Origin of the sequence: Phyllobacterium sophorae (assembly GCF_003010965.1) — a bacterium.
Lineage (GTDB): Bacteria > Pseudomonadota > Alphaproteobacteria > Rhizobiales > Rhizobiaceae > Phyllobacterium > Phyllobacterium sophorae.
The window spans coordinates 51,766-71,754 of the sequence record NZ_PGGM01000008.1; the positions used below are offsets into that span (position 1 = coordinate 51,766).

The 19,989-nt window shown below is 59.3% G+C and carries 18 protein-coding genes; 9 read left to right on the plus strand and 9 right to left on the minus strand.

The window, feature by feature from the left end; translation table 11 throughout:
- Genes ggt through CU103_RS17425 form a run of 3 tightly spaced genes read left to right on the plus strand, consistent with a single transcriptional unit; the run spans nt 1 to nt 4,071 of the window.
- Complete coding sequence (gene ggt, locus CU103_RS17415) at nt 1-1,593, plus strand: gamma-glutamyltransferase (RefSeq protein WP_106665317.1); 1,593 nt, start codon at nt 1-3, stop codon at nt 1,591-1,593.
- A gap of 20 nt (nt 1,594-1,613) precedes the next feature.
- A complete protein-coding gene (locus tag CU103_RS17420) occupies nt 1,614-3,047 on the plus strand; it encodes an NAD-dependent succinate-semialdehyde dehydrogenase (protein WP_106665318.1) in 1,434 nt (477 codons plus the stop codon).
- A gap of 19 nt (nt 3,048-3,066) precedes the next feature.
- Nucleotides 3,067-4,071, plus strand: coding sequence for a bile acid:sodium symporter family protein (locus CU103_RS17425; protein WP_106665319.1), 1,005 nt, complete (start codon nt 3,067-3,069; stop codon nt 4,069-4,071).
- A gap of 376 nt (nt 4,072-4,447) precedes the next feature.
- Here CU103_RS17425 and CU103_RS17430 read toward each other — a convergent pair whose 3' ends face one another.
- From CU103_RS17430 to CU103_RS17445, 4 genes are read right to left on the minus strand one after another with little or no spacing between them, the layout of a single operon-like run.
- On the minus strand, nt 4,448-5,443 hold the full coding sequence (locus CU103_RS17430; RefSeq protein WP_106665320.1) for a zinc-binding alcohol dehydrogenase family protein: 996 nt from the start codon (nt 5,441-5,443) through the stop codon (nt 4,448-4,450).
- 14 nt (nt 5,444-5,457) lie between these two features.
- Entirely contained in the window at nt 5,458-6,270 is an 813-nt protein-coding gene (locus CU103_RS17435; protein ID WP_210203780.1) for an ATP-binding cassette domain-containing protein, read from the minus strand.
- Between the two features lie 60 nt (nt 6,271-6,330).
- A complete protein-coding gene (locus CU103_RS17440; RefSeq protein ID WP_106665321.1) occupies nt 6,331-7,272 on the minus strand; it encodes an ABC transporter substrate-binding protein in 942 nt (313 codons plus the stop codon).
- A gap of 33 nt (nt 7,273-7,305) precedes the next feature.
- Nucleotides 7,306-8,328, minus strand: coding sequence for an ABC transporter permease (locus CU103_RS17445; protein ID WP_106665322.1), 1,023 nt, complete (start codon nt 8,326-8,328; stop codon nt 7,306-7,308).
- Nucleotides 8,329-8,459: 131 nt separating this feature from the next.
- Here CU103_RS17445 and CU103_RS17450 point away from each other — a divergent pair, with 131 nt between their 5' ends.
- A complete protein-coding gene (locus CU103_RS17450; RefSeq protein ID WP_106665323.1) occupies nt 8,460-9,362 on the plus strand; it encodes a GntR family transcriptional regulator in 903 nt (300 codons plus the stop codon).
- Nucleotides 9,363-9,594: 232 nt separating this feature from the next.
- Here the strand turns inward: CU103_RS17450 and CU103_RS17460 are convergent, their stop codons facing one another.
- The 3 genes from CU103_RS17460 to CU103_RS17470 all read right to left on the minus strand — a co-directional run bounded on the left by CU103_RS17460 (nt 9,595) and on the right by CU103_RS17470 (nt 12,301).
- Nucleotides 9,595-10,506: a sugar ABC transporter substrate-binding protein gene (locus tag CU103_RS17460; protein WP_106665325.1), complete on the minus strand. Its 912-nt coding sequence runs from the start codon at nt 10,504-10,506 to the stop codon at nt 9,595-9,597.
- Between the two features lie 71 nt (nt 10,507-10,577).
- Nucleotides 10,578-11,351, minus strand: coding sequence for an ATP-binding cassette domain-containing protein (locus CU103_RS17465; protein WP_106665326.1), 774 nt, complete (start codon nt 11,349-11,351; stop codon nt 10,578-10,580).
- Nucleotides 11,348-12,301, minus strand: a complete 954-nt coding sequence (locus CU103_RS17470; RefSeq protein WP_106665492.1) for an ABC transporter permease — start codon at nt 12,299-12,301, stop codon at nt 11,348-11,350. The genes CU103_RS17465 and CU103_RS17470 overlap by 4 nt, the downstream gene beginning before the upstream one ends.
- A gap of 223 nt (nt 12,302-12,524) precedes the next feature.
- Between CU103_RS17470 and CU103_RS17475 the strand changes: the two genes are divergently transcribed.
- The 5 genes from CU103_RS17475 to CU103_RS17495 all read left to right on the plus strand — a co-directional run bounded on the left by CU103_RS17475 (nt 12,525) and on the right by CU103_RS17495 (nt 18,994).
- Nucleotides 12,525-13,418 (plus strand): GntR family transcriptional regulator, encoded by an 894-nt coding sequence (locus CU103_RS17475; RefSeq protein ID WP_106665493.1) that lies wholly within the window; start codon nt 12,525-12,527, stop codon nt 13,416-13,418.
- A 224-nt stretch (nt 13,419-13,642) separates the two neighbouring features.
- Nucleotides 13,643-14,716, plus strand: a complete 1,074-nt coding sequence (locus tag CU103_RS17480; protein WP_245448854.1) for a LacI family DNA-binding transcriptional regulator — start codon at nt 13,643-13,645, stop codon at nt 14,714-14,716.
- A gap of 652 nt (nt 14,717-15,368) precedes the next feature.
- On the plus strand, nt 15,369-16,316 hold the full coding sequence (locus tag CU103_RS17485; protein WP_106665327.1) for a sugar-binding protein: 948 nt from the start codon (nt 15,369-15,371) through the stop codon (nt 16,314-16,316).
- Between the two features lie 127 nt (nt 16,317-16,443).
- Entirely contained in the window at nt 16,444-17,973 is a 1,530-nt protein-coding gene (locus tag CU103_RS17490) for a sugar ABC transporter ATP-binding protein (RefSeq protein ID WP_106665328.1), read from the plus strand.
- Nucleotides 17,966-18,994, plus strand: coding sequence for an ABC transporter permease (locus tag CU103_RS17495; RefSeq protein WP_106665329.1), 1,029 nt, complete (start codon nt 17,966-17,968; stop codon nt 18,992-18,994). Before CU103_RS17490 ends, CU103_RS17495 begins: the two co-directional genes overlap by 8 nt.
- A 151-nt stretch (nt 18,995-19,145) precedes the next feature.
- On the opposite strand, the gene cueR is transcribed toward CU103_RS17495, so the two are convergent.
- Both cueR and CU103_RS17505 read right to left on the minus strand, forming a co-directional pair.
- A complete protein-coding gene (cueR, locus tag CU103_RS17500) occupies nt 19,146-19,610 on the minus strand; it encodes a Cu(I)-responsive transcriptional regulator (RefSeq protein ID WP_106665330.1) in 465 nt (154 codons plus the stop codon).
- A 22-nt stretch (nt 19,611-19,632) separates the two neighbouring features.
- Nucleotides 19,633-19,941 (minus strand): ferredoxin reductase domain-containing protein, encoded by a 309-nt coding sequence (locus CU103_RS17505; protein WP_146147811.1) that lies wholly within the window; start codon nt 19,939-19,941, stop codon nt 19,633-19,635.
- Nucleotides 19,942-19,989: the final 48 nt, after the last annotated feature.

Here is a 19,989-nt window from a genome sequence, read left to right on the forward strand (position 1 = left end):
ATGCGGAACTTCGAACATCCGGGACGGTCGATTGCCGTGGGGCGGAGCGGTATGGCTGCAACGTCCCATCCAATGGCAACCTTGACCGCAATCGACATTCTCAAAAGCGGTGGCAAGGCAATCGATGCTGCCGTCGCGGCCTGTGCGGTTCAGTGCGTCGTCGAGGCTGGCTCCACCGGAATCGGCGGCGATTGTTTCGCGTTGCTGGCACCGAGCGGCGGCGACGACGTGATTGCATATAACGGCTCTGGCCGCACTCCCGCAGCGGCACAATTGGGATGGTTCAAGGATCGCGGAATTTCCGAAATCGCCCGGTCGTCGCCCCATGCGGTGACAATTCCGGGCGCCATCGATGCCTGGACGCGGCTTGTCGCTGACCATGGACGCATGTCGATGGCCGATATCTTGGCACCTGCGATCGCGCTTGCGCTTGACGGCTATGGCATTACACCGCGCGTCGCCGCCGACATTTCGCATCAGCGCACTATGCTCGCATGCGACCCGTCCACGCGCCGCATTTTCCTCGACAACGATGAAGTGCCCGAAGTTGGTTCCATCCAGCGTCAGCCGGAACTCGCGCAGACGTTGTCGGCGATCGGCAGGCACGGCCGGGATGCCTTTTATCGCGGTGAAGTCGCCGAAGACATGGTCGCGCATCTTCGCTCGCTCGGCGGCCTGCACACGATCGAGGATTTCGCATCCGCCGCCGGGGAATATGTCACTCCCACCAGCGCGACCTATCGCGGTTGGACAGTGCACGAGTGCCCTGCGAACGGCCAAGGCATTGTTGCTTTGATGATCCTCAATATTCTTAAGCGTTTCGCGCCATCCGGAGATCCCTTGAGTGCCGACAACTTGCACATTGAGGTTGAGGCGACGCGGCTAGCCTACGCCGCACGGGACCGTTGGCTGGCGGACTCGGCGATATCCGATGTTCCGGCAAATTTCCTGCTTTCCGATCAGCTCGCCGACAGCCTCGCATCCAAGATCACATTGGACCATGCCTGTGACGCGACCGGCATCATCGATGGCGTTGAGCATTCCGACACGGTCTACATCTCGGTGGTCGACAAAGACCGCAACGCCGTCAGCTTCATCAATTCGATTTTCCACCCGTACGGCAGTGGCCTCATGGCACCGAAGTCGGGGGTGTTGTTCCACAATCGCGGCCAAAGTTTCGTGCTGAAAGAGGGGCATCCAAACGCGATCGGTCCGCGCAAGAGGCCCATGCACACCATCATCCCGGGAATGGTGACCCGAGACGGCAAAACCTTGCTCTCATTCGGCGTCATGGGCGGGCACTATCAGGCCATGGGACATGCACACTTTCTGTCCAAGCTGTTCGACTATGGACTGGATATCCAATCGGCGGCCGACCTGCCCCGTCTGTTCCCTCTCCCCGGCACCGCGACAATCGAAGCGGAGGAGGCCATACGCAACGCCGTCGGCGATGATCTGGCGGGCCGCGGCTTTGAGGTGGTTCCTCCGAAATGGGCCATCGGCGGTGCGCAGGCGGTTTGGATTGACCATCAGCACGGAACCCTCCTCGGCGCGTCTGATCACCGCAAGGATGGTTGCGCCCTCGGTTACTGATATGAACATCGGAGAACCAGATGTCAGACTATCCGCAAACCCAACTTTATATCAACGGCGGCTGGCGCGAGGGCTCGAAAGAGCGCCTTTCGATCATCAATCCTGCCTCCGATGAGATCATCGGCACCGTGGCGAATGCCGGGCGGGATAACCTTGACGAGAGCCTCGCCGCAGCGGCTACCGGTTTTAACCTTTGGCGCCAGATCAGTGCATTCGAACGGGCAAAGCTTCTGCACAACGCCGCGCAATTGCTGCGGGATCGCGTTGAAAAGATCGCAACCATCATGACGCTTGAACAGGGCAAGCCGATCGCGGAGTCCACAACAGAGACATTGGGAGCAGCCGACACGATCGATTGGTTCGCTGAGGAGGCCCGGCGTGCCTACGGTCGTGTTATCCCTTCCCGCTCCCTCAATGTCCGGCAGGTTGTCGTCAAGGAGCCTGTCGGTCCTGTCGCAGCATTCAGTCCGTGGAATTTTCCGCTGAACCAGGCGGTACGCAAGGTAGCTGCTGGTCTTGCGGCCGGCTGCTCCGTTATCCTGAAAGGACCCGAGGAGACCCCGGCAAGCTGCGCCGAACTTGTACGCGCATTTGCGGACGCCGGTCTGCCTGCGGGCGTGCTCAACCTGGTGTTCGGTGTCCCGGCGGATATCTCCGACCACCTCATTTCGCACCCGATCATTCGCAAGATCTCGTTTACTGGCTCAACGCCCGTCGGCAAACAACTTGCCGCTCTTGCCGGTGCCCATATGAAGCGGGTGACCATGGAGCTGGGCGGGCACGCGCCAGCAATCGTATTTGACGACGCCGACGTCGATCTGGCCGTCCGGATCCTGGCCGGAGCGAAATTCCGCAATGCGGGCCAGGTCTGCGTTGCTCCAACCCGCTTCCTCATTCAGGAGAAAGTCTATGCCAGTTTCCTTGATGGCTTCGTCAAGGCGGCCGAGGCGATCACGGTGGGCAACGGATTGGATGCTGGCGTGACCATGGGGCCACTCGCAAACGGCAGACGACTTGACGCCATGGAGGCGCTGACGTCCAACGCTGTATCCCTGGGAGGAACGATTGCGACCGGCGGCGACAAAATTGGAAATCGCGGGAATTTCTACAAACCCACGGTGCTCACCAATGTACCGTTGGAAGCCCGGGTACTGAACGAGGAGCCTTTCGGTCCCATCGCGATCGTCAGTCCTTTTTCGACCTATGATGCCGCGATCGAAGAAGCCAACCGCCTCCCCTATGGCTTGGCTGCCTATGCCTACACGACATCCGCGAAAACGAGCGCCGCACTCGGCCGTGACGTACAATGCGGAATGCTCTCAATCAATCATCATGGTCTCGCGCTGCCGGAGTTACCCTTCGGCGGAACAAAGGACTCTGGCTATGGATCCGAAGGTGGAACTGAGGCGATGGACAACTTTTTCAACATCAAGCTGGTTACAGAATCCGTCTGACCGAATGCGAGGAAGCATCATGCGCCGCTTTTTACCCGATATCTTCACGACACTGCTGATCTCCACCGTCATCCTGGCCTCACTGCTTCCGGCGAGCGGCACTTTCGCAGATTATTTCGGCATTGCCACCAGCCTCGCTATCGGGCTGCTGTTCTTCCTGCATGGCGCGCGCCTGTCCACCGATGTTGTCATTGCCGGCTTGCTGCATTGGCGTCTGCACCTCGTCATTCTTCTGACGACATTCGCCCTATTTCCGCTTCTTGGTATGGCGCTGGGTTTCATTCCCATTTCGATCCTGCCCCAGCCGCTCTATCTCGGCATCCTTTTCTTGTGTGTCCTGCCGTCAACCGTGCAGTCTTCGATCGCATTCACGTCGATGGCAGGCGGGAATGTGCCTGCCGCCATCTGCTCGGCTTCGGCTTCCAACATCTTCGGCATGTTCCTGACACCGCTGCTCGTTGGCTTGCTCTTTTCCATCGGTGGCCATGGCGGCTTTTCCTGGGATGTCCTGCAGAAGATCCTGCTGCAGCTCCTCGCGCCTTTCGCCGTCGGGCAGATCCTGCAGCCATGGATCGGGAATTGGATCCGCTCCAAGAAGAGAATTCTAACGCCTGTCGATAGAGGTTCTATCCTGATGGTGGTTTATCTCGCCTTCAGCAAAGCGGTGGTGGAGGGATTGTGGCAGACCTTCTCGCTCAGAGATATTGCAGTTGTCATTGTGCTCGACGCACTGCTTCTCGCCTTTGTGCTGGTGCTCACCATGTATGGCAGCCGCCACCTCGGCTTCAACAGGGCTGACGAAATCACCATCACGTTTTGTGGATCGAAGAAGAGTCTTGCCAGCGGCGTACCGATGGCGGGCGTTATCTTCGCCGGCCAGTCTATCGGCGCCATCGTGCTGCCGCTGATGATTTTCCACCAGATTCAGCTAATGGCCTGCGCAGTAATTGCTCAGAAATATGCTGATGCCACTGCAAGCTCCGCATCGGACAAGACCCTAAATCCCAATTCTGCCCGTACCTGAAATCCGCAGCTCGGCTGAAGCACTACGATGCAGATTTCAAGCAACAATGGGATTGATGCATTGCCTCCGCGCCGCACAAGAATGCCTCGATTGATGCCCGGGCCGGTGCCTAAAGAGCCAGACGTTAGTATCGGGCCAAATCGTGCAAACAGATCCCAATCTGTTTGCTCGGCCTCCAGCCGCCGCTTGGCTTCCAAGGCGCGCCATAAGAAGGAGGTTGGATAAGGTCGTCATCACCAGGTTGATCAGGCACGTGACTCCGTAGAAGACGAACGGCTGCCTGGTGCTGGCGACGGCGAGCGATATCTGTCGAAGCAGGTCGTCGAGCGCGACCACCGAGGGACAGCCCAATTATTCCCGAAACCCGGCAGAGCCCTCAGAGCCTTACCACCGCCTTGATCAGTCCGGCCCTGTCCTGCGCGAGTTCGGGCAGGCGCTGCGGCAGATCGGCCAGCGGCAAGATCACCGAGCAGAGGGCATGCGTGGAAATCTTGCCCTCACGGATGGCCGCCATGACGGTTTCGAAATCTGACTGGACTGCATTGCGGCTGCCGATGATGCGCGTTTCCCGCTTGTGGAATTCCGCGTCGTCAAAACGAATATGATCCTTCACGACGCTGACGAGCACATAGCTGCTGCCATGCGCGAGGAATGGAAAGCCTGCCTCTATGGCTGCCGCAGCCCCCGTCGCGTCGAAGACGGTATCGAAGCCATCGGCGCGGTCGCCTTCGAGGACCCGCGACGCATCTTCATACGTATTTTGAAAACCGAACTTCTCGCGCGCCAAGGCCAGCCGCTGCGCGCTCAAATCCAAAAGATGGACCTCCGCGCCTGCGAGCCGCGCGAAAAGCGCTGTCCCGATGCCGATGGGTCCGGCTCCCGTGACCAGCACCCGGTCGCCGGCGGCCAGTCCCGAACGGGCCACGGCATGGGCCCCGATCGCCAGGAATTCGACCATGGCCGCCTGGATTTCGTCGAGTCCTTCGGCGGCTGTCAGGTTGCCCGCCGGAACAGCAATGCGCTGGCAGAGGCCGCCGTCGCGATGAACGCCCAACACCGCAATGTTCGAGCAGCAATTGGGCTTGCCGCGCAAGCAGGCCCGGCATTTGCCGCAGGCGATATAGGGATTGATCACGACAAGGGTACCGGCCTCGATGCCGCCTGCAGAGGTGACCAGCCGGCCACTGAGTTCATGGCCGATAACGCGTGGATAATTGAGATAGGGATGCTTGCCGGCATAGATGTGATAATCCGTTCCGCAAATGCCGACCGCCGCGATATCGACAAAGGCCCAGCCTTCCGGCAAGTCCACGGGAAGAGGCCGTTCGATGAGCTCGAACCGTCCCGGTTCGACACAGGTGCCGCATAACATTCCGTTGTCCTTCCTCAATGCGAATTCAGGCCGGGTTGCAATGCGCTAGCAGCGTTGCGCGGCCGCCAGCCGTCGGGCATCTCGCCCTTGATGATCAGGCTCAGCACATCATCCTTGGTTACCTGTTCGATGTGGTAACCGCCGACATTGCGTCCCCGGTTCATCACCACGATGCGGTCACAAAGGTCAAAGACGTCGTGGATGTCGTGGCTGATGAGAAAGATGCCGATACCTTCGCTGCGCAACTGCCTGATGAGATCGGCGACCATGGCCGTCTCAGCTGGCCCGAGGGCAGCCGTCGGCTCGTCCATGATAAGGACCTTCACGTTGAAATAAATGGCGCGCGCGATGGCGATGACCTGCCGCTGGCCGCCGGAGAGCCGCGACACCGGATCGCTCAGATTCTTGAAGTTGGGATTGAGCCGATGCAGCACCCGCCGCGCTTCGACCATCATTCGCTTGTCATCGAGATTGCCCCAGCGCGTCTTTAGCTCGCGGCCGAGAAACAGGTTGGAGGGCGCATCGAGGTGATCGGCAAGGGCGAGTGTCTGATAGATGGTCTCGACGCCCTGGCGTCGGGCATCCTGGGGTGACACGAAGCGGACATCCTCGCCCCGCATCCTGATCCTGCCGGCGTTCGGCGCCATGGCGCCAGAGAGGATCCGCATCAGGCAGGATTTTCCTGCCCCATTGTGGCCGAGTACGCCGACGACCTCTCCGGGAAAGAGGTCGACTGACACGTTTTCAACAGCGTGCACGCCGCCGAAACTCTTCTGGATATCGATCATCTCGACCAGCGGCCGCGATTCTTTGACTTGCGCGTTCATGGATTTTCCTGATGAGAGGAGAAGGCAGAGCCAAAGCCCTGCCTTCTCACGGCCCGCCGTTCAGTAAAGAACGTTCTTGGCCTCGGGAGCAGCGATGTTGTCCTTGGTGACGGCGACCACGCCCGTATCGATCTGCGCCTCGACCTTCTTGCCGCCGACGATGTCAAGAATGGCCTTCACGCCGAGTTCGCCCATCTGGTAGGAACCCTGGACCATGGTCGCTGCGAGCGTGCCATCCTTGACGAAAGCCTGCAGGTCTTCGTTGCCGTCAAAGCCGATGGCAACGACCTGTCCCTTCTTGCCGGCCTGGACGATCGCACGCCCCATGCCGACGGCAGTTGGCTCGTTGGCACCGAAAATGCCTTTAAGATCCGGATTGGCGGAAAGCATGTCCGTCGTCTGGTTGAGTGCCGTGGCCATCTGGGATTGCGAATAAAAGGGACCAACAATTTCCAGTTTGGAATTCGCCTTCAGATGATCGACGAAGCAGCCGACACGACCCACTTCTGAACCGACGCCCGCCACATAAGACATCACGGCCACCTTGCCTTCGGTGCCGACCTTGTCGATCATCATCGTCGCGGCAAGCTTGCCGGCCGCGCAGTTATCGGTCGAAAGGAAGGTCTGATAGGTATCCTTGGCAGCCTCTGAGAGAGCGGAGTCGATGATTGCGACCGGGATACCAGCTTCGTGGGCCTTTTTGACGGCCGGAGCAAGCGCATCCGGATCCGACGGTGCGAGCACGATGCCAATCACACCGCGATTGATAGCGTTTTCGACCATGCTGAGCTCGTCGGCAATCGCGGATTCGGCAGCCGGGCCGTTGAAGGTCATCGTGTGTTCGCTCTGGCCGGCGATCGCGGCAGAAGCGCCTTTGTTGACATTTTGCCAGAAGTTGGAGTTGGTAGTCTTGACGATCACGGCGATTTCTCCCGCCATGACGGTGGCGGGCGCGGCGATCATCGTGCTTGCCAGCAGCAGTGCTTTCAAGGTCTTCTTCATTTTCTCCTCCTGTGATGAAGACAGTTTTGCCGGTTAACGGCGGCTTCGCAGCTGATCGACATAGACCGCCATGATCACGACGAAGCCGATGATGATCTGCTGAATAAAGGCTGAGACGCCGGCCATGTTCAGGCCATTGCGCAAAACTCCGATGATGAAGGCGCCGATCATCGTTCCGGAAACGGTTCCCACCCCGCCCATCAGTGACGACCCGCCGATGACGGCCGCAGCGATTGCGTCGAGCTCGTACATGACGCCCTCATTGGGCTGTGCGGTGACCAGACGGGACATCAAGACGATCCCTGCCAGACCGGCGAGCGCGCCGGACATGACATAGGCGGCAAGCTTGGTTCGATCGACCGCGACACCGGAAAGCCGCGCAGCTTCCTCATTCGAACCAGTGGCATAGATGTGGCGGCCGATAGAGCGGCGGCGCAACATGAAGGCGACGGTCACGGCGACGACAACAAGCAGGATCGCCGGATAGGGAATTCCCGGAAAAATGACCTTGGGCAACCCATTCGAACCCATGCCAATCACACGGAAAAGCGAACCGTTGCCCAGTTTGCCGAACGCCTCGCCCAATTGCGAAATCGGAGCGGCGCCGGTGATCTGCAAGGCGGTGCCCCGCGCGATCAGCATCATGCCGAGCGTGGCGACAAAGGGCGTGATGCGCATCTTCGTGACCACGATCCCATTGACAGCTCCACACAGTGCCCCGACTACGATTCCCATGGACATGCCGAGCGGTACGGGCATGCCGGCCTTGACCGCAAGACCAGCCACGGTTCCGGAAAGCGCCAGCACCGAACCCACGCTGAGATCGATCCCGCCGGTCACGATTACCAGCGTCATTCCGATCCCGAGCAGGCCGATTACCGACGTCTGCAACAACACCGTCAGCCCGTTGCCAACGCTCAGGAAGGCTGCATTGCCGAAGGCGAAGAGTGCTATCAGCATGAAAAGCGTGAACAGCGCGGAAAGCTTGTGCAGGGCATCGGATGTAATTTTGACCCGAGCTAACGGCACAACAATCCGATCCACATCAACTGACATAACGCCCCTCCCTGAGCGGTATAAAATAATTAAATGCAGACTGCAGGTCAGAGTATGCGCTGTCAATTGTTTTTAATTATTGTCGACATTTGTCTTTTGGTATATTGCGAACAGCGACAGAAGGGCGCGCGATGGCAAGAACAGATGAACGTTTCAGGGCAACTTTCAATGCGCTTCTCCGTGAGTGTTCCGCGTTGAAACCCGGCGATTTGCTGGCTTCGGAACTGGCGCTTGCTGCGCAATTCGACGTGAGCCGTACGGTGATCCGTTCAATCCTCGAACGTCTGGACATGATCGGGGTGGTGCAATGGAGGGGGCGCCAGAAGGCGCTCATGCGGACGCCGCGCCCAGACGAATGGCTGACGGTAAGTGCGAGCCAGGTTTCCCCCGAAGAGCTCGAACGCCAGTTTCTCTACTGGATCCTGCGCTTCGACGTGCCGCCGGGGACGCCGCTCAATGTCGCCGAACTTGCCCGGCGTTTTCGGGTCAGCGTCCACGGCCTGCAGGAATTCCTAGCGTCGTTGAGCCGGTTCGGCCTTGTCAAACGGCGGCCCAAAAATGGTTGGGAACTGGTTGGATTCACTTCTGATTTTGCGATCGAGCTTTCCGATTTCCGAATGATGATTGAGCTCAACGCGATTTCGCAGCTCATTGCGCTGCCCGACAACCACCGGATTTGGCACAAGATCGAGGAGCTAGAAGAGGCGCATCGCGCACTGGCAGAGGCAATCGATGAGCGCTTTCACGATTTTTCCCTGCTGGACGAGCGCTTTCACCTGGCGATAGGCAGCGTCACGCGCAATCGCTTCGTCGCCGAGTTCCAGAAGGTGATCTCCCTGATTTTCCACTACCATTATCAGTGGGATAAGAAGGACGAACGCGAGCGCAACGCAGCCGCGATCGACGAACATCTAAGACTGATCGCGGCCCTGAAATCGCGCGACGAAACCTCCGCACTCGCGGCAGCTCGCGATCACCTGCGCACTTCGAAGCAAACACTGCTCTCCTCGCTGCGCATTCACGCCCTATCCTAGCGGGTCGAAGATTGCATCAGCGCCCTTGGGCCACGATGCATGGATTGCATCGACATTGCTGCGCTCAGGAGCACCGATGTGACCGCCGGGTGGGTCATGGTGGAGCGAAGTGCCGCGGCGGCGAGGAGTACCGCAAACGACTCGGCGGGGCTTTTGGACCAACCGCGCCTTTTCGTGCATGTGCGGCGTCGCAGGGAGGCGCCCGGCGGAAAACCCGTCGGGCTCTTCTCACTCATTCGAAATCCTTGACGTTTTCCGGGGTGACAAGCCCGGCCCCGGTGTCGACGTTGGCGTCTACAGGATCACCATGGATGGCCTTGACAACGGTCGCTATGCCAAGCTCGCCCATCCTCGCGGGAAATTGCGCGACGCTCGCATCTTCCGTTCCGGCCCTGATGGCTTCAAGTTCGCCGCAACAGGCATCAAAACCCACAAGAATGATTTTGTCGTTGGCAATGTTCGCATTGGCGAGCGACTTGACGGCCCCGGGAATGGGCGGACCGCAGGCCGCGTAAATTGCCTTCAGATCCGGATTGGCCGTCAGGATGTCTTCGGTGACGGAGGTGCCGAGTTCGAGCGTGCAGTTGGTCGCGCCCTTGGCGACGACGTCGACCTTGACGCCGCCCAAACCCTCCATCATCCCGGTGACGCGTTCGTCCAGCGCCGGCACGCCCGGCACCCCTTCCAAAATGGCGATCTTGTCGCCGTCCTTGAGCTTGGTCTTGAGGAACTCGCCGGCGATCTTGCCGCCGTTGAGGTTGTTAGTGGACACCAGCGCCGTCTGGCCCTTCCAGCCCGGGATGCTGTTGTCGACCAGCACCACCTTGATGCCCGCGGCGACGGCCTTGTCCAGCGCCGGTGCGACGGTGGGGTCGACGGGCGTGATCGCCAGCCCCTTGACCCCTTGGGTGACCATCGATTCGATCAGGGCGATCTGACCTTCGATGTCGGTTGCCGACTGACCTTGCCCCGTGACGAGTTCGATCCCCGGATGGTCCGCCGCGTACTTTTTGGCGGCCTCTTCCATCGTCGAATAGAACGGCACCGGAAATTTGGTGATCAAGCCGATCTTCACGCTTTCGGCGGCTGCCGTTGGGCTTGCCATTACGGCGAGCGCCGGTCCCATCAAGAACTGCAGTCTCATCGCTTCCTCCCTGTTTTGGCGGGCCCTGCGCGGTCTCCTCGCGGCCGACTTTCGAACCCGCAAACTTTTGATCAGGCCCCGACGATCATCGAGACCAGCTGCTGTTTGTTATCGCGCGTCGGCACGAGCTCGCCGACTTTCCGCCCCTGTCTGAGCACCGCTGCTCGATCTGCAAGTTCGGTCACGTGCTCCATGTTGTGGGTAATCAGAATGATCGCGTTGCCACGGTCGCGCAGCACGCCGATGAGGTCTAGCACCCTGCGTGACTCGCGCAGACCGAGGGCCGCGGTCGGTTCGTCCAGGATGACCACCTTGCGAGCGAAGACCGCCGAGCGGGCGACGGCGATGGCTTGCCGCTGGCCGCCGGACATCAACGCCACGACCCCGTCGAGGTGTGGCAGCGACACGTTGAGCGACCGGATCAACGCGCGCGTCTGTTCGTCCATCTCCCGTTTGTTAAGGAAGCGCATGGCGCGCGGTAGCCATCTCGGACCAGCGATCTCGCGTCCGGCGAAGAAGTTCTGGGCCGGGGTAAGGTTATCGAACAGCGCCAAGTCTTGATAAACCGTCTCGATGCCGGCCGACCGCGCGTCGGCGGGCGACCGCAGAACGTTGGCCGCGCCGTCTATTACGACGTCGCCTGCGTCCAGCCGGTGGACGCCGCTGATGCACTTGATAAGCGTGGATTTGCCCGCGCCGTTGTCTCCCAGCAGGGCGAGGATCTCGCCGCGATTGACCTCGATGCTGACGTCGTCGAGCGCAACCACCGAGCCGAAACGCTTGCAAGCGCCGCGGACGCACAGGACCGGACGTTGGGGGTGTGCTTCTGGCGGGTGCTGCGTCATGGTCCGGTTTCCGCGCGCAGGACCCGCATGCGGGACTCGAGATGATTGCGCAGGACGTCGGCCTCGACGGCAACGACGATGACAACGCCGATGACGATCAGCTGGTAAAACACCCCGACGTTCAAGAGATTGAGGGCGTTGCGGATCACGCCGATCATGATCGCCCCGATCAAGGCATGGCCGATGTGCCCGCGGCCGCCGAGAAAGCTGGCTCCGCCGATGATGACCGCGGCGATGGTGTCAAGTTCGAGGAGATTGCCGAACAGGGGCGACCCCGCATCGGTGCGGCCAGCGAGAAGCACGGCCCCGACGCCGGCGCAGGTCCCTGAAATGACGTAGGTAGACACCAAGACCGCGGAAACCGGGATGCCCATGCGCACCGCGGCGTCGGCCCTGCCGCCCACGGCATACATCCAGCGGCCCCAGACTGTCGACTGCGTCACGACAAACATCAGTCCCGCAACCCCCGCGACCACGAACACCGATCCGGGAAGTCCGGCAAATGCCTCCTGTCCCAAGCTCCGGATGGCTGGCGGCATCCCCGGAATGGCGCGGCCGTCGGCAAGCTGGAGGGCGACGCCTTTGGCAATACTGAGCGTCGCCAACGTGATGATAAACGGGTGCGGCAGGCGTCCGTAGACATAAAACAGGCCGTTGATGGCGCCGACGGCCGCGCCGGCCGCCACCATCACGGCAATCACCGTCAGCGTCGAAGCTCCGGCGTGAAAGCTCAGCGCCCCGAGTACAGAAGCCAGTGCGAGGTTTGATCCAACCGAAAGGTCGATCCCCTTGGTCAGGATGACCAGATGCTGCCCCATGGCGACGACGCAGATCACCGCGGTCTGCGCCAGGATGTTGCCGAGGTTGCGCGACGACAGGAAGTACGGCGACAAAAAGCTCAAGGCCAGGACGAGCCCGAGCAAGATGAGGACCGCGCCGGCACCGAGCATCTTGAGGCCGACCGCCACCGCGATGCGCTCGCTGTTCGCAACGGCGCCCGCTCGCGGTTCAGCGACTTCTCGTTCAAGCGGTTCGTCCATCCCCGTCAACACAACCTCCTGATGACGATGCAACCCGGGGTTTGTATTCTTATCGATAAAAAGCCGCAGGACTGGACGAAGGTCAAGTTGTTTTTTATAAGTAATATGCAAACGAAAAGGACAGGTGCATATCGTGAAGCCCGATTCAGTTTTCAAGAAAGCTTTCAACCGCACACTGCAACTGCTCGACGAGGGCGCCGTCGACATCAGCGCGACCTCCGAGAACGCTCTGCGGGCAAGGATCGGCGTCAGCCGCACGACAGTACGGAAGGTTCTGGGCGAACTCCAAGCACGCGGCATAATGCGGATCTCTGAAGATGGAGCCACGGTCGGCCGAAACATACTGAAATCCGACTATTTTCCCGATCTCGAAACGACATCGAAACGTCAGCATGTCGAAGAACAGTTCATGGAGTGGATGCTGCGCGGGGACACTCAGCCCGGCACGCTTATAAATGAGCTTCAGCTCGCCAGACAGTTCGGGGTAGCCACCAACGGCGTGCGCGAATTCCTGATCCGCTTCAGCCGGTTCGGGCTGATCGAAAAAAAGCAGAATTCTGGCTGGCTGTTCAAGGGATTCACCGAGGCTTTCGCGCTCGAACTCTTCGAGATCCGCGTCATGTTCGAATTGCGCTCGGCTCACCTTTTCGCCGAGCTTCCGGACGACTCGCCATTGTGGGGGGAACTTGCCGACCTGAAGACGGAGCACCAACGGTTGCTGCGGGAAATCGGCGGGCGCTTCCACGATTTTTCGCGGTTGGACAATCGTCTGCACCGCCTCATAAATCGCGCTGCGCCGAACCGCTTCATCGACGATTTCTACGACGTCATTACCTTGATCTTCCACTACCACTACCAGTGGAACAAGAAAGATGAACTGCAGCGCAACGAGGCCGCGATACGCGAGCACCTCGCCTACATCGACGCGCTGTTGAGCGGCGACACGCATGAAATCGAGCGCACGTGTTTGCGCCACATGACCTCGGCGCGGACGACATTGGTTCGCTCGATTCAGGTGGCCGCCTGAACTTCCGCCTGCACGCCGACAACACCCAGTCTCCACCACAGCACTTCTGCGCAAAGGCAATTGCTAATATCATCAATATGTATTTGCATAATCAATTCATTATTGGTTTGATATTACCTAAGAGGGCGCATGAACGGGCCGGGCGGCCGAACCAGCGAAACCTACGGCGCCGAATATTCACGGCCGCATGGCAGATGTTTATTTCACGGAGAAATTATCGATTTATGTCCAAATCCAAGAGGCAATTGAGCGTGGGGCGCCCCACCATGATGGATGTTGCCGCAGCGGCGGGCGTCTCCCAGGCCACCGTCTCACTGGTTCTCAGCGGAACGAAAGGTGCGCGGCTTGCCGACGCCACAAGGGGCCGCGTGCTGGAAGCAGCGCAGGCGCTTGGCTACCGTTTTGTGCGCCGTGGAACCAAGGCAGTCCCGGGTGGGCAGTCCACAATAGTTTTCGTTGCCGATGAAACCTCAACGGATCCCTGGATGTCGCTGGCGTTCGAAGGCGCCCGGGATAAAGCGCTCGAATATGGTATCAACGTGCTGATGGCAGTTAGTCATGGCGACGCTGACGTTGAGACCAACATCGTCGCGGGTCTGGGTAAGTTGCCCATTCTTGGTTTGATCTACGGTACAATCCTGACAAGGCTCGTGCAGATTCCTGTGGCTCTTGCCGACCGTCGTATCGTCCTGGTGAACTGCTATGACGAGCATCGCGAGCATCACTCCGTTCTGCCTGGCGATCTGTTGGGCGGCCGCACCGCGACCGAACACCTGCTGCTGTACGGTCGCCGGCGCATCGGTTTTATCAATGGCCAACAGGGGGTGGATGCGGCGCGTGATCGTCTCAAGGGCTACAAGCAGGCGTTGGCCAGCAACGATATCGCCTTCGATCCTGCGCTGGTGCGTCCGGGCAATTGGGAGCCATCGTCGGGTTACGAAATGACGCTGGAACTGATGGCATTGGACAATCCGCCCGATGCCATCTTCTGCGCCAACGACATGATGGCAGTCGGCTGTTTCGACGCACTCAAGCAATTGGGCGCCATAGTACCGGACGATGTGGCCGTTATTGGCTTCGACGATCGCAATATCGCGCAGTACATGCACCCTCCGCTATCAACCCTCGTTCTCCCGCTCTATGAAATGGGGCGGACGGCTGCGGAGCTGCTTATCGACGCGGCCGGCGGCCTGCACACCACTCCCAGTCGCATAAAGGTTGAATGTGAACTGATTGCGCGGGGGTCCACCGCCCGCCGGCGCTTGGATGATGCCGAAGCCACCGTGGCGGCGCGATGATCGTTTGAAGGCACCCCGCCTGCGTGCCGTGGCTGCCACAGGCACCCTTGTTGCATTTCCTGTACGTACGGCCCGTATGCTGCGCACCCGTTGTTGAATTTCGTGCTTGACGGCTGCGCTAATTAAGTGCTGTTATTAGCATTTAATATGACCAGATCTGCGACCGCATTGAACATCGATGTTGGTTCGATGACTTGATTTCATACCTCATTACGTGCCGCAGGGTGGATCACGGCGGCAACAGTTCTGGCGTGCGCTTGGCCGCAGGTGCAGCTTTAACCAAGCACGGAGCCGCTCCCAAGTGGGTCAGCGCACCCCTGAGGTAGTGATCCAACTGATTGAGGGGAGACCGTCGCGGACACGATCAACACCGGTCTGGATGTGTGCACGAGTGAAGAGCCGGGCTTCTGCGCCCGGTATCATCATCGAGTGATCCGACGCAATCCCGCCATGTAACGTTCGAGACCGTGCGCGGACACGCGCGGCAAGCAATATCCGACGCCAGCTCCGGGGGCTATCCGAATGCGATCGTCCGGGCGGACGCCCAAAGCAATGGATATGTACCGCCCTGCGGCAAATGGATTGCTTCGGGGCATTCAGTAACACCGAGGAGTATGGCCGCGACCATGCTCTCAAAATGGGAGGATAACCAATGAACCTGAACCTTGCCGTCTCGATCGCCATGGTGGTTTCCGGCCTGGCCGGCCCCGCTGTGGCTCAGGACAAGCCCCAGTTGGCTTTCGTCGTGAATGCCGCTTCGGACTTTTGGAAGCTCGCCGAAGCCGGCGTCAAGAAGGCTCAAGGGGAGTTGCCGGGCTACGAACTGCAGTTCCGCTATCCGGCTCAGGGTACCGCGGCCCTGCAGAATGCCCTGATGGATGACCTTGTCGCTGCCGGCACCGATGCAATCATGATATCGTCAGCCGACCCGAAGAACTCCATCGACGCATTCAATCGTGTTGCGGCCCAGGTGCCGCTGTTCACCACCGACAGTGACGCGCCCGCCAGCAAGCGCATCGCCTATCTTGGCTCCTCCAACACCTTAGCAGGCGTGCAGGCTGGCGAAATCGCAGTCGCCGCGATGCCCAAAGGTGGAAAATGCATGGGTTTTGTCGGGTTCCTGGGGGCCGACAACGCTATCGAGCGTATCGCCGGGTTCCGTAAGGCCGTGGAAGGATCCGGGATCGAGCTTGCCGATGTGCGCGGCGACGACGTCGATTTCGCTCGTGCCCGGTCCAATGTCGATGACGTGCTTGCCGCCAATCCGGACATCACCTGCATGGTCGGGTTTTATTCCTACAACCCACCAAAGATTTACGAGGCCCTCCAGGCAGCGGGCAAGCTTGGCGCCATCACGGTCATCGCATTCGATGAGGACCCGATCACCCTGGGTGCGGTGCGCGAAGGCAAGTTCGCCGGAACGGTTGTTCAGGATCCCTACCAGTGGGGCTATCAAGGCATGCATTTGATGGCGAAGTATCTCGAGGGTGACAAGTCGGGGGTTCCGGCGGATGGCCTCATTATTGTTCCAACCAAAGTCATCAACGCTTCCAACGTTGATGCCTTCGAGGCGGAACTCAAAGAGCGCATTGGCGGGTAAACTCCTCTCGGCCAGTGCAGCCGCATCGGGCTCGGACGGTTCATCCGGCCCGGTGCGAACTTACTTGGAATATTCGGCCAATGGCGTCGACTATCTCTGCTTCCAGTAAATCAGATGGCCACGACACATGACGACGAAAGCGGATCGGAAGCGCCCCCTGTTGGTGCTTGAAAGCATTTCAAAAGCCTATCCCGGCGTGGTGGCCCTCTCCAATGTGTCCATGTCGGTCATGGCCGGCGAGGTGCTGGCCCTGATCGGAGAAAATGGCGCCGGCAAATCCACGCTGATGAAAATTCTGGGGGGTGTTGTCCAGCCCAGTTCGGGCCATATCATTGTCGATGATGTGCGATGCGACCGATTTCTGGTGACCGAGTCACAATCCGCCGGGATCGCATTCGTGCATCAGGAACTCAATGTCTTCGACAATCTCGATGTCGCTGCCAACATGTTCCTGGGCCGCGAAATACGCTCGGGTTTCCTCGGGCTCCTGGACGAAAAAGCCATGCGTGCCGCAGCCGAACCGCTTCTGCGACGCGTAGGCGCCATGTTCAGGCCCGACACACCCGTCGCTGATCTGTCATTGGCCGAACGGCAATTGCTCGAAATCGCCAAGGCGCTCTCCATCAAGGCGGGGGTCATCATCATGGATGAACCAACGTCATCACTGACGCTGTCAGAAACGAAAACACTGATGAAGGTCATAGCCGATCTCAAGGCCGAGGGCATCGCCGTCATCTACATATCGCATCGTCTGAGCGAGATTGAGGAATGCGCCGACCGTGTCTTCGCGCTGCGCGACGGCAAGGCGGCCGGTGAACTCAGCCAGTTTGAAATAAACCATGACGCCATGATCCGTATGATGATCGGACGCGACCTCAATTCGTTATATGCGCCGCCGGCTCGCCCTGCCGGAGAGGCCGTCTTGTCTCTGAGGGCTGTCAGAACCGGCGCAAAACCATGGGCTTTGGTCGATTTCGATATCCATTACGGGGAGATTCTGGGGGTGGCCGGACTGGTCGGCGCGGGACGAACGGAACTGGCCGAGGCCATTTTCGGGATCGGCACCATTCTCGAGGGCGAGATCATGCTGGCGGGCAAGCCATTCAGGGCGGCTTCGCCGCGTGACGCTATCGAAGCGGGCGTCTATCTCGTACCAGAGGATCGCAAACGCACTGGCCTCGTGTTGGAAAGCGCGATCTGCGAGAATATTTGCCTCGCCGATCTTGGCGCAGTGTCCCGCAACGGCTTCGTGTCGCAAAACTTGGTTAAAGAGCGCGCCGAGGATCAACGTACAAAACTCGCCATCAGAACCACCGATGTCATGCGTAATACTGCAGAACTCTCCGGCGGCAATCAACAAAAGGTTGTGTTGGGAAAATGGCTTTCCATGCGGCCAGTATTGATCATTTTTGACGAGCCTACCCGCGGCATTGATGTCGCCTCCAAAGTTGAAATCTACAGGCTCATGCGCGCATTGGCAGACACAGGCGTTGGCGTCATGATGATCTCCAGCGACATGGAAGAAGTGATTGGCGTGTCCGACCGTATCGTCGTGTTGCGGGAAGGGGCAATCGCCGGATCGCTGTCGCGATCGCAGTTCTCCGAACACAATGTGCTCAAGCTCGCTGTCGGCGCAATTAGGAAGACCAATGCATAAAAAAGACCTCGGGTTGGCAGTTCTGATCATCATTGTGGGAGCGGTGGTCTATCTTCGAAATCCGCTGTTCCTTTCGCCAATCAATCTGGGCAATACAGCCAACCTGATCGGCCTGTTCGGTCTCTTCGCTATCGGGCAGGGCTTTGTGATCATGACGGGTGGTATCGATCTGTCGGTTGGGTCGATGATTGCGCTGCTCGGTGTCATATTCGTCGATATGGTAGGTAAGTTCGGAGTGCCGTGGCCGGTGGCGATCCTTGTCGTTATCGCCATCGGAACGCTCCTCGGACTTGCTCATGGCATTTTGATCACCAAACTCAGGATGCAACCCTTCGTGGTGACGCTGTGTGGCCTGCTGATCTATCGCGGCGTCGCGCGCGGCTATACGGGCGAAGCCACTGCCGGCTTTCCCTTCGGCGCGCACTATCCAGCATTGGAATGGCTGACCATTGGGCGCTCGTTTGGAGTTCCGCACTCCTTCTACGCCATGATTATCATAGGGGTGGTCTGTTGGTTCCTGCTTCACCGCTCTGTCTTTGGCCGGCATTTGCAGGCGGTGGGCAAGAATGAGGATGCGGCACGCTACTCGGGCATCCGCACCGGTTTCGTCATCACCGCTGCCTATGTTATCTGTGCTGTGCTGACCGCCGTTGCCGCGGTTTATTTTGCTATGTTCACCAGATCGGTGCAGCCCTCGTCACATGGCAATTTCTACGAACTCTACGCTATCGCAGCTGCCGTCTTGGGCGGCTTCTCGTTGCGTGGCGGAGAAGGCTCGATCATCGGCGTCGTGTTGGGCGCGGTATTGCTCCAGGAGTTGCAGAACTTGGTCAATCTTCTCGGCATCCCTTCCTCGCTCAACTTCGCTGTGATGGGAGCGGTGATCCTGTCCGGGGTCTTGGCAGATCAGCAATTCAACCGCTACCGGGCAAAGAGAAGGGCTGCGAACGCGATCCGCGTGCTGAATAGAAAAGGCTCGACACCTCGTCAGGCGCCGGCCACTACCGACGAGATCGGATAGCGGATTGTTTCGCCATTTTCGGCTGCAGGCGCGCACGGGTTCAGTGGCGAACGGGGGAACTCAAGGATAAGAGGATATTCCAACGCATTTGCGTGGATTTGTCAGCACAACATTCTGGTTTGCGAGAAAACAGAATGGTGTTGGCCACCCCTCATTGACCGGCCAACGTGCCTTTCAGTGCACCCGACCGCTTGGATGCAGCAACAGCTGGGGCGAAATCACTCGTGTCAGCATGCGCCAGGTCTTGAATGATCGGACAATCTGGTCGGCTGTCGCCGTGGCAGTGCGTGGCGAGATGGCGCAACGTATTGGCCATTTCCTGAAGCTGGCGCATCTTCGCTTCCAACTCTTCGACATGTTCCAGCGCAATCCGCTTTACATCGGACGATGCCCTGCTGCGATCGCGCCACAACGCCAGAAGATGGCGAATTTGTTCGATTGAGAATCCAAGGTCACGCCCGCGCCGGATGAAGCGAAGCGTCTCCAGATCGTTGCCTGAATAGACACGATAGCCAGACCCCGTGCGATCCGCCGATTTGATCAGGCCGATCGACTCGTAGTGCCGGATCATCTTTGCGGAAACGCCCGAGGCGGTAGCTGCTTCACCAATGTTCATCGTCTTGCTCCTGTCAGTTCGTCTAACGCTCTGCGTGAATGTCGGCCGCCCGAACACCCCGCCTGATGAGGAGCGGTGCCGTAGCATCGATCATGGCGGGCGGTCCGGCAAGATGGGCTTTCCAGCCATCACGGTCGTTGAAATCCTCGTCGGCGCCCGCTCCCACTTGATCACTGCGTCTTCCAGCTTGCGCTTGCTGCGACCAGACGGGAACAAAGCTGGGGCTGGCGTACAGCATGCTCAATTCACGAAAGTCCTCAACCATATATAGGTCACGTGATGCCCTGACGCCAAAATAGACATCAAATCGGTTGTCCCATGTTTCGGGCAAGTGCCGTCTCTTCCGACGTTGAATTGATTGCGGTTCCCGATCTTGACC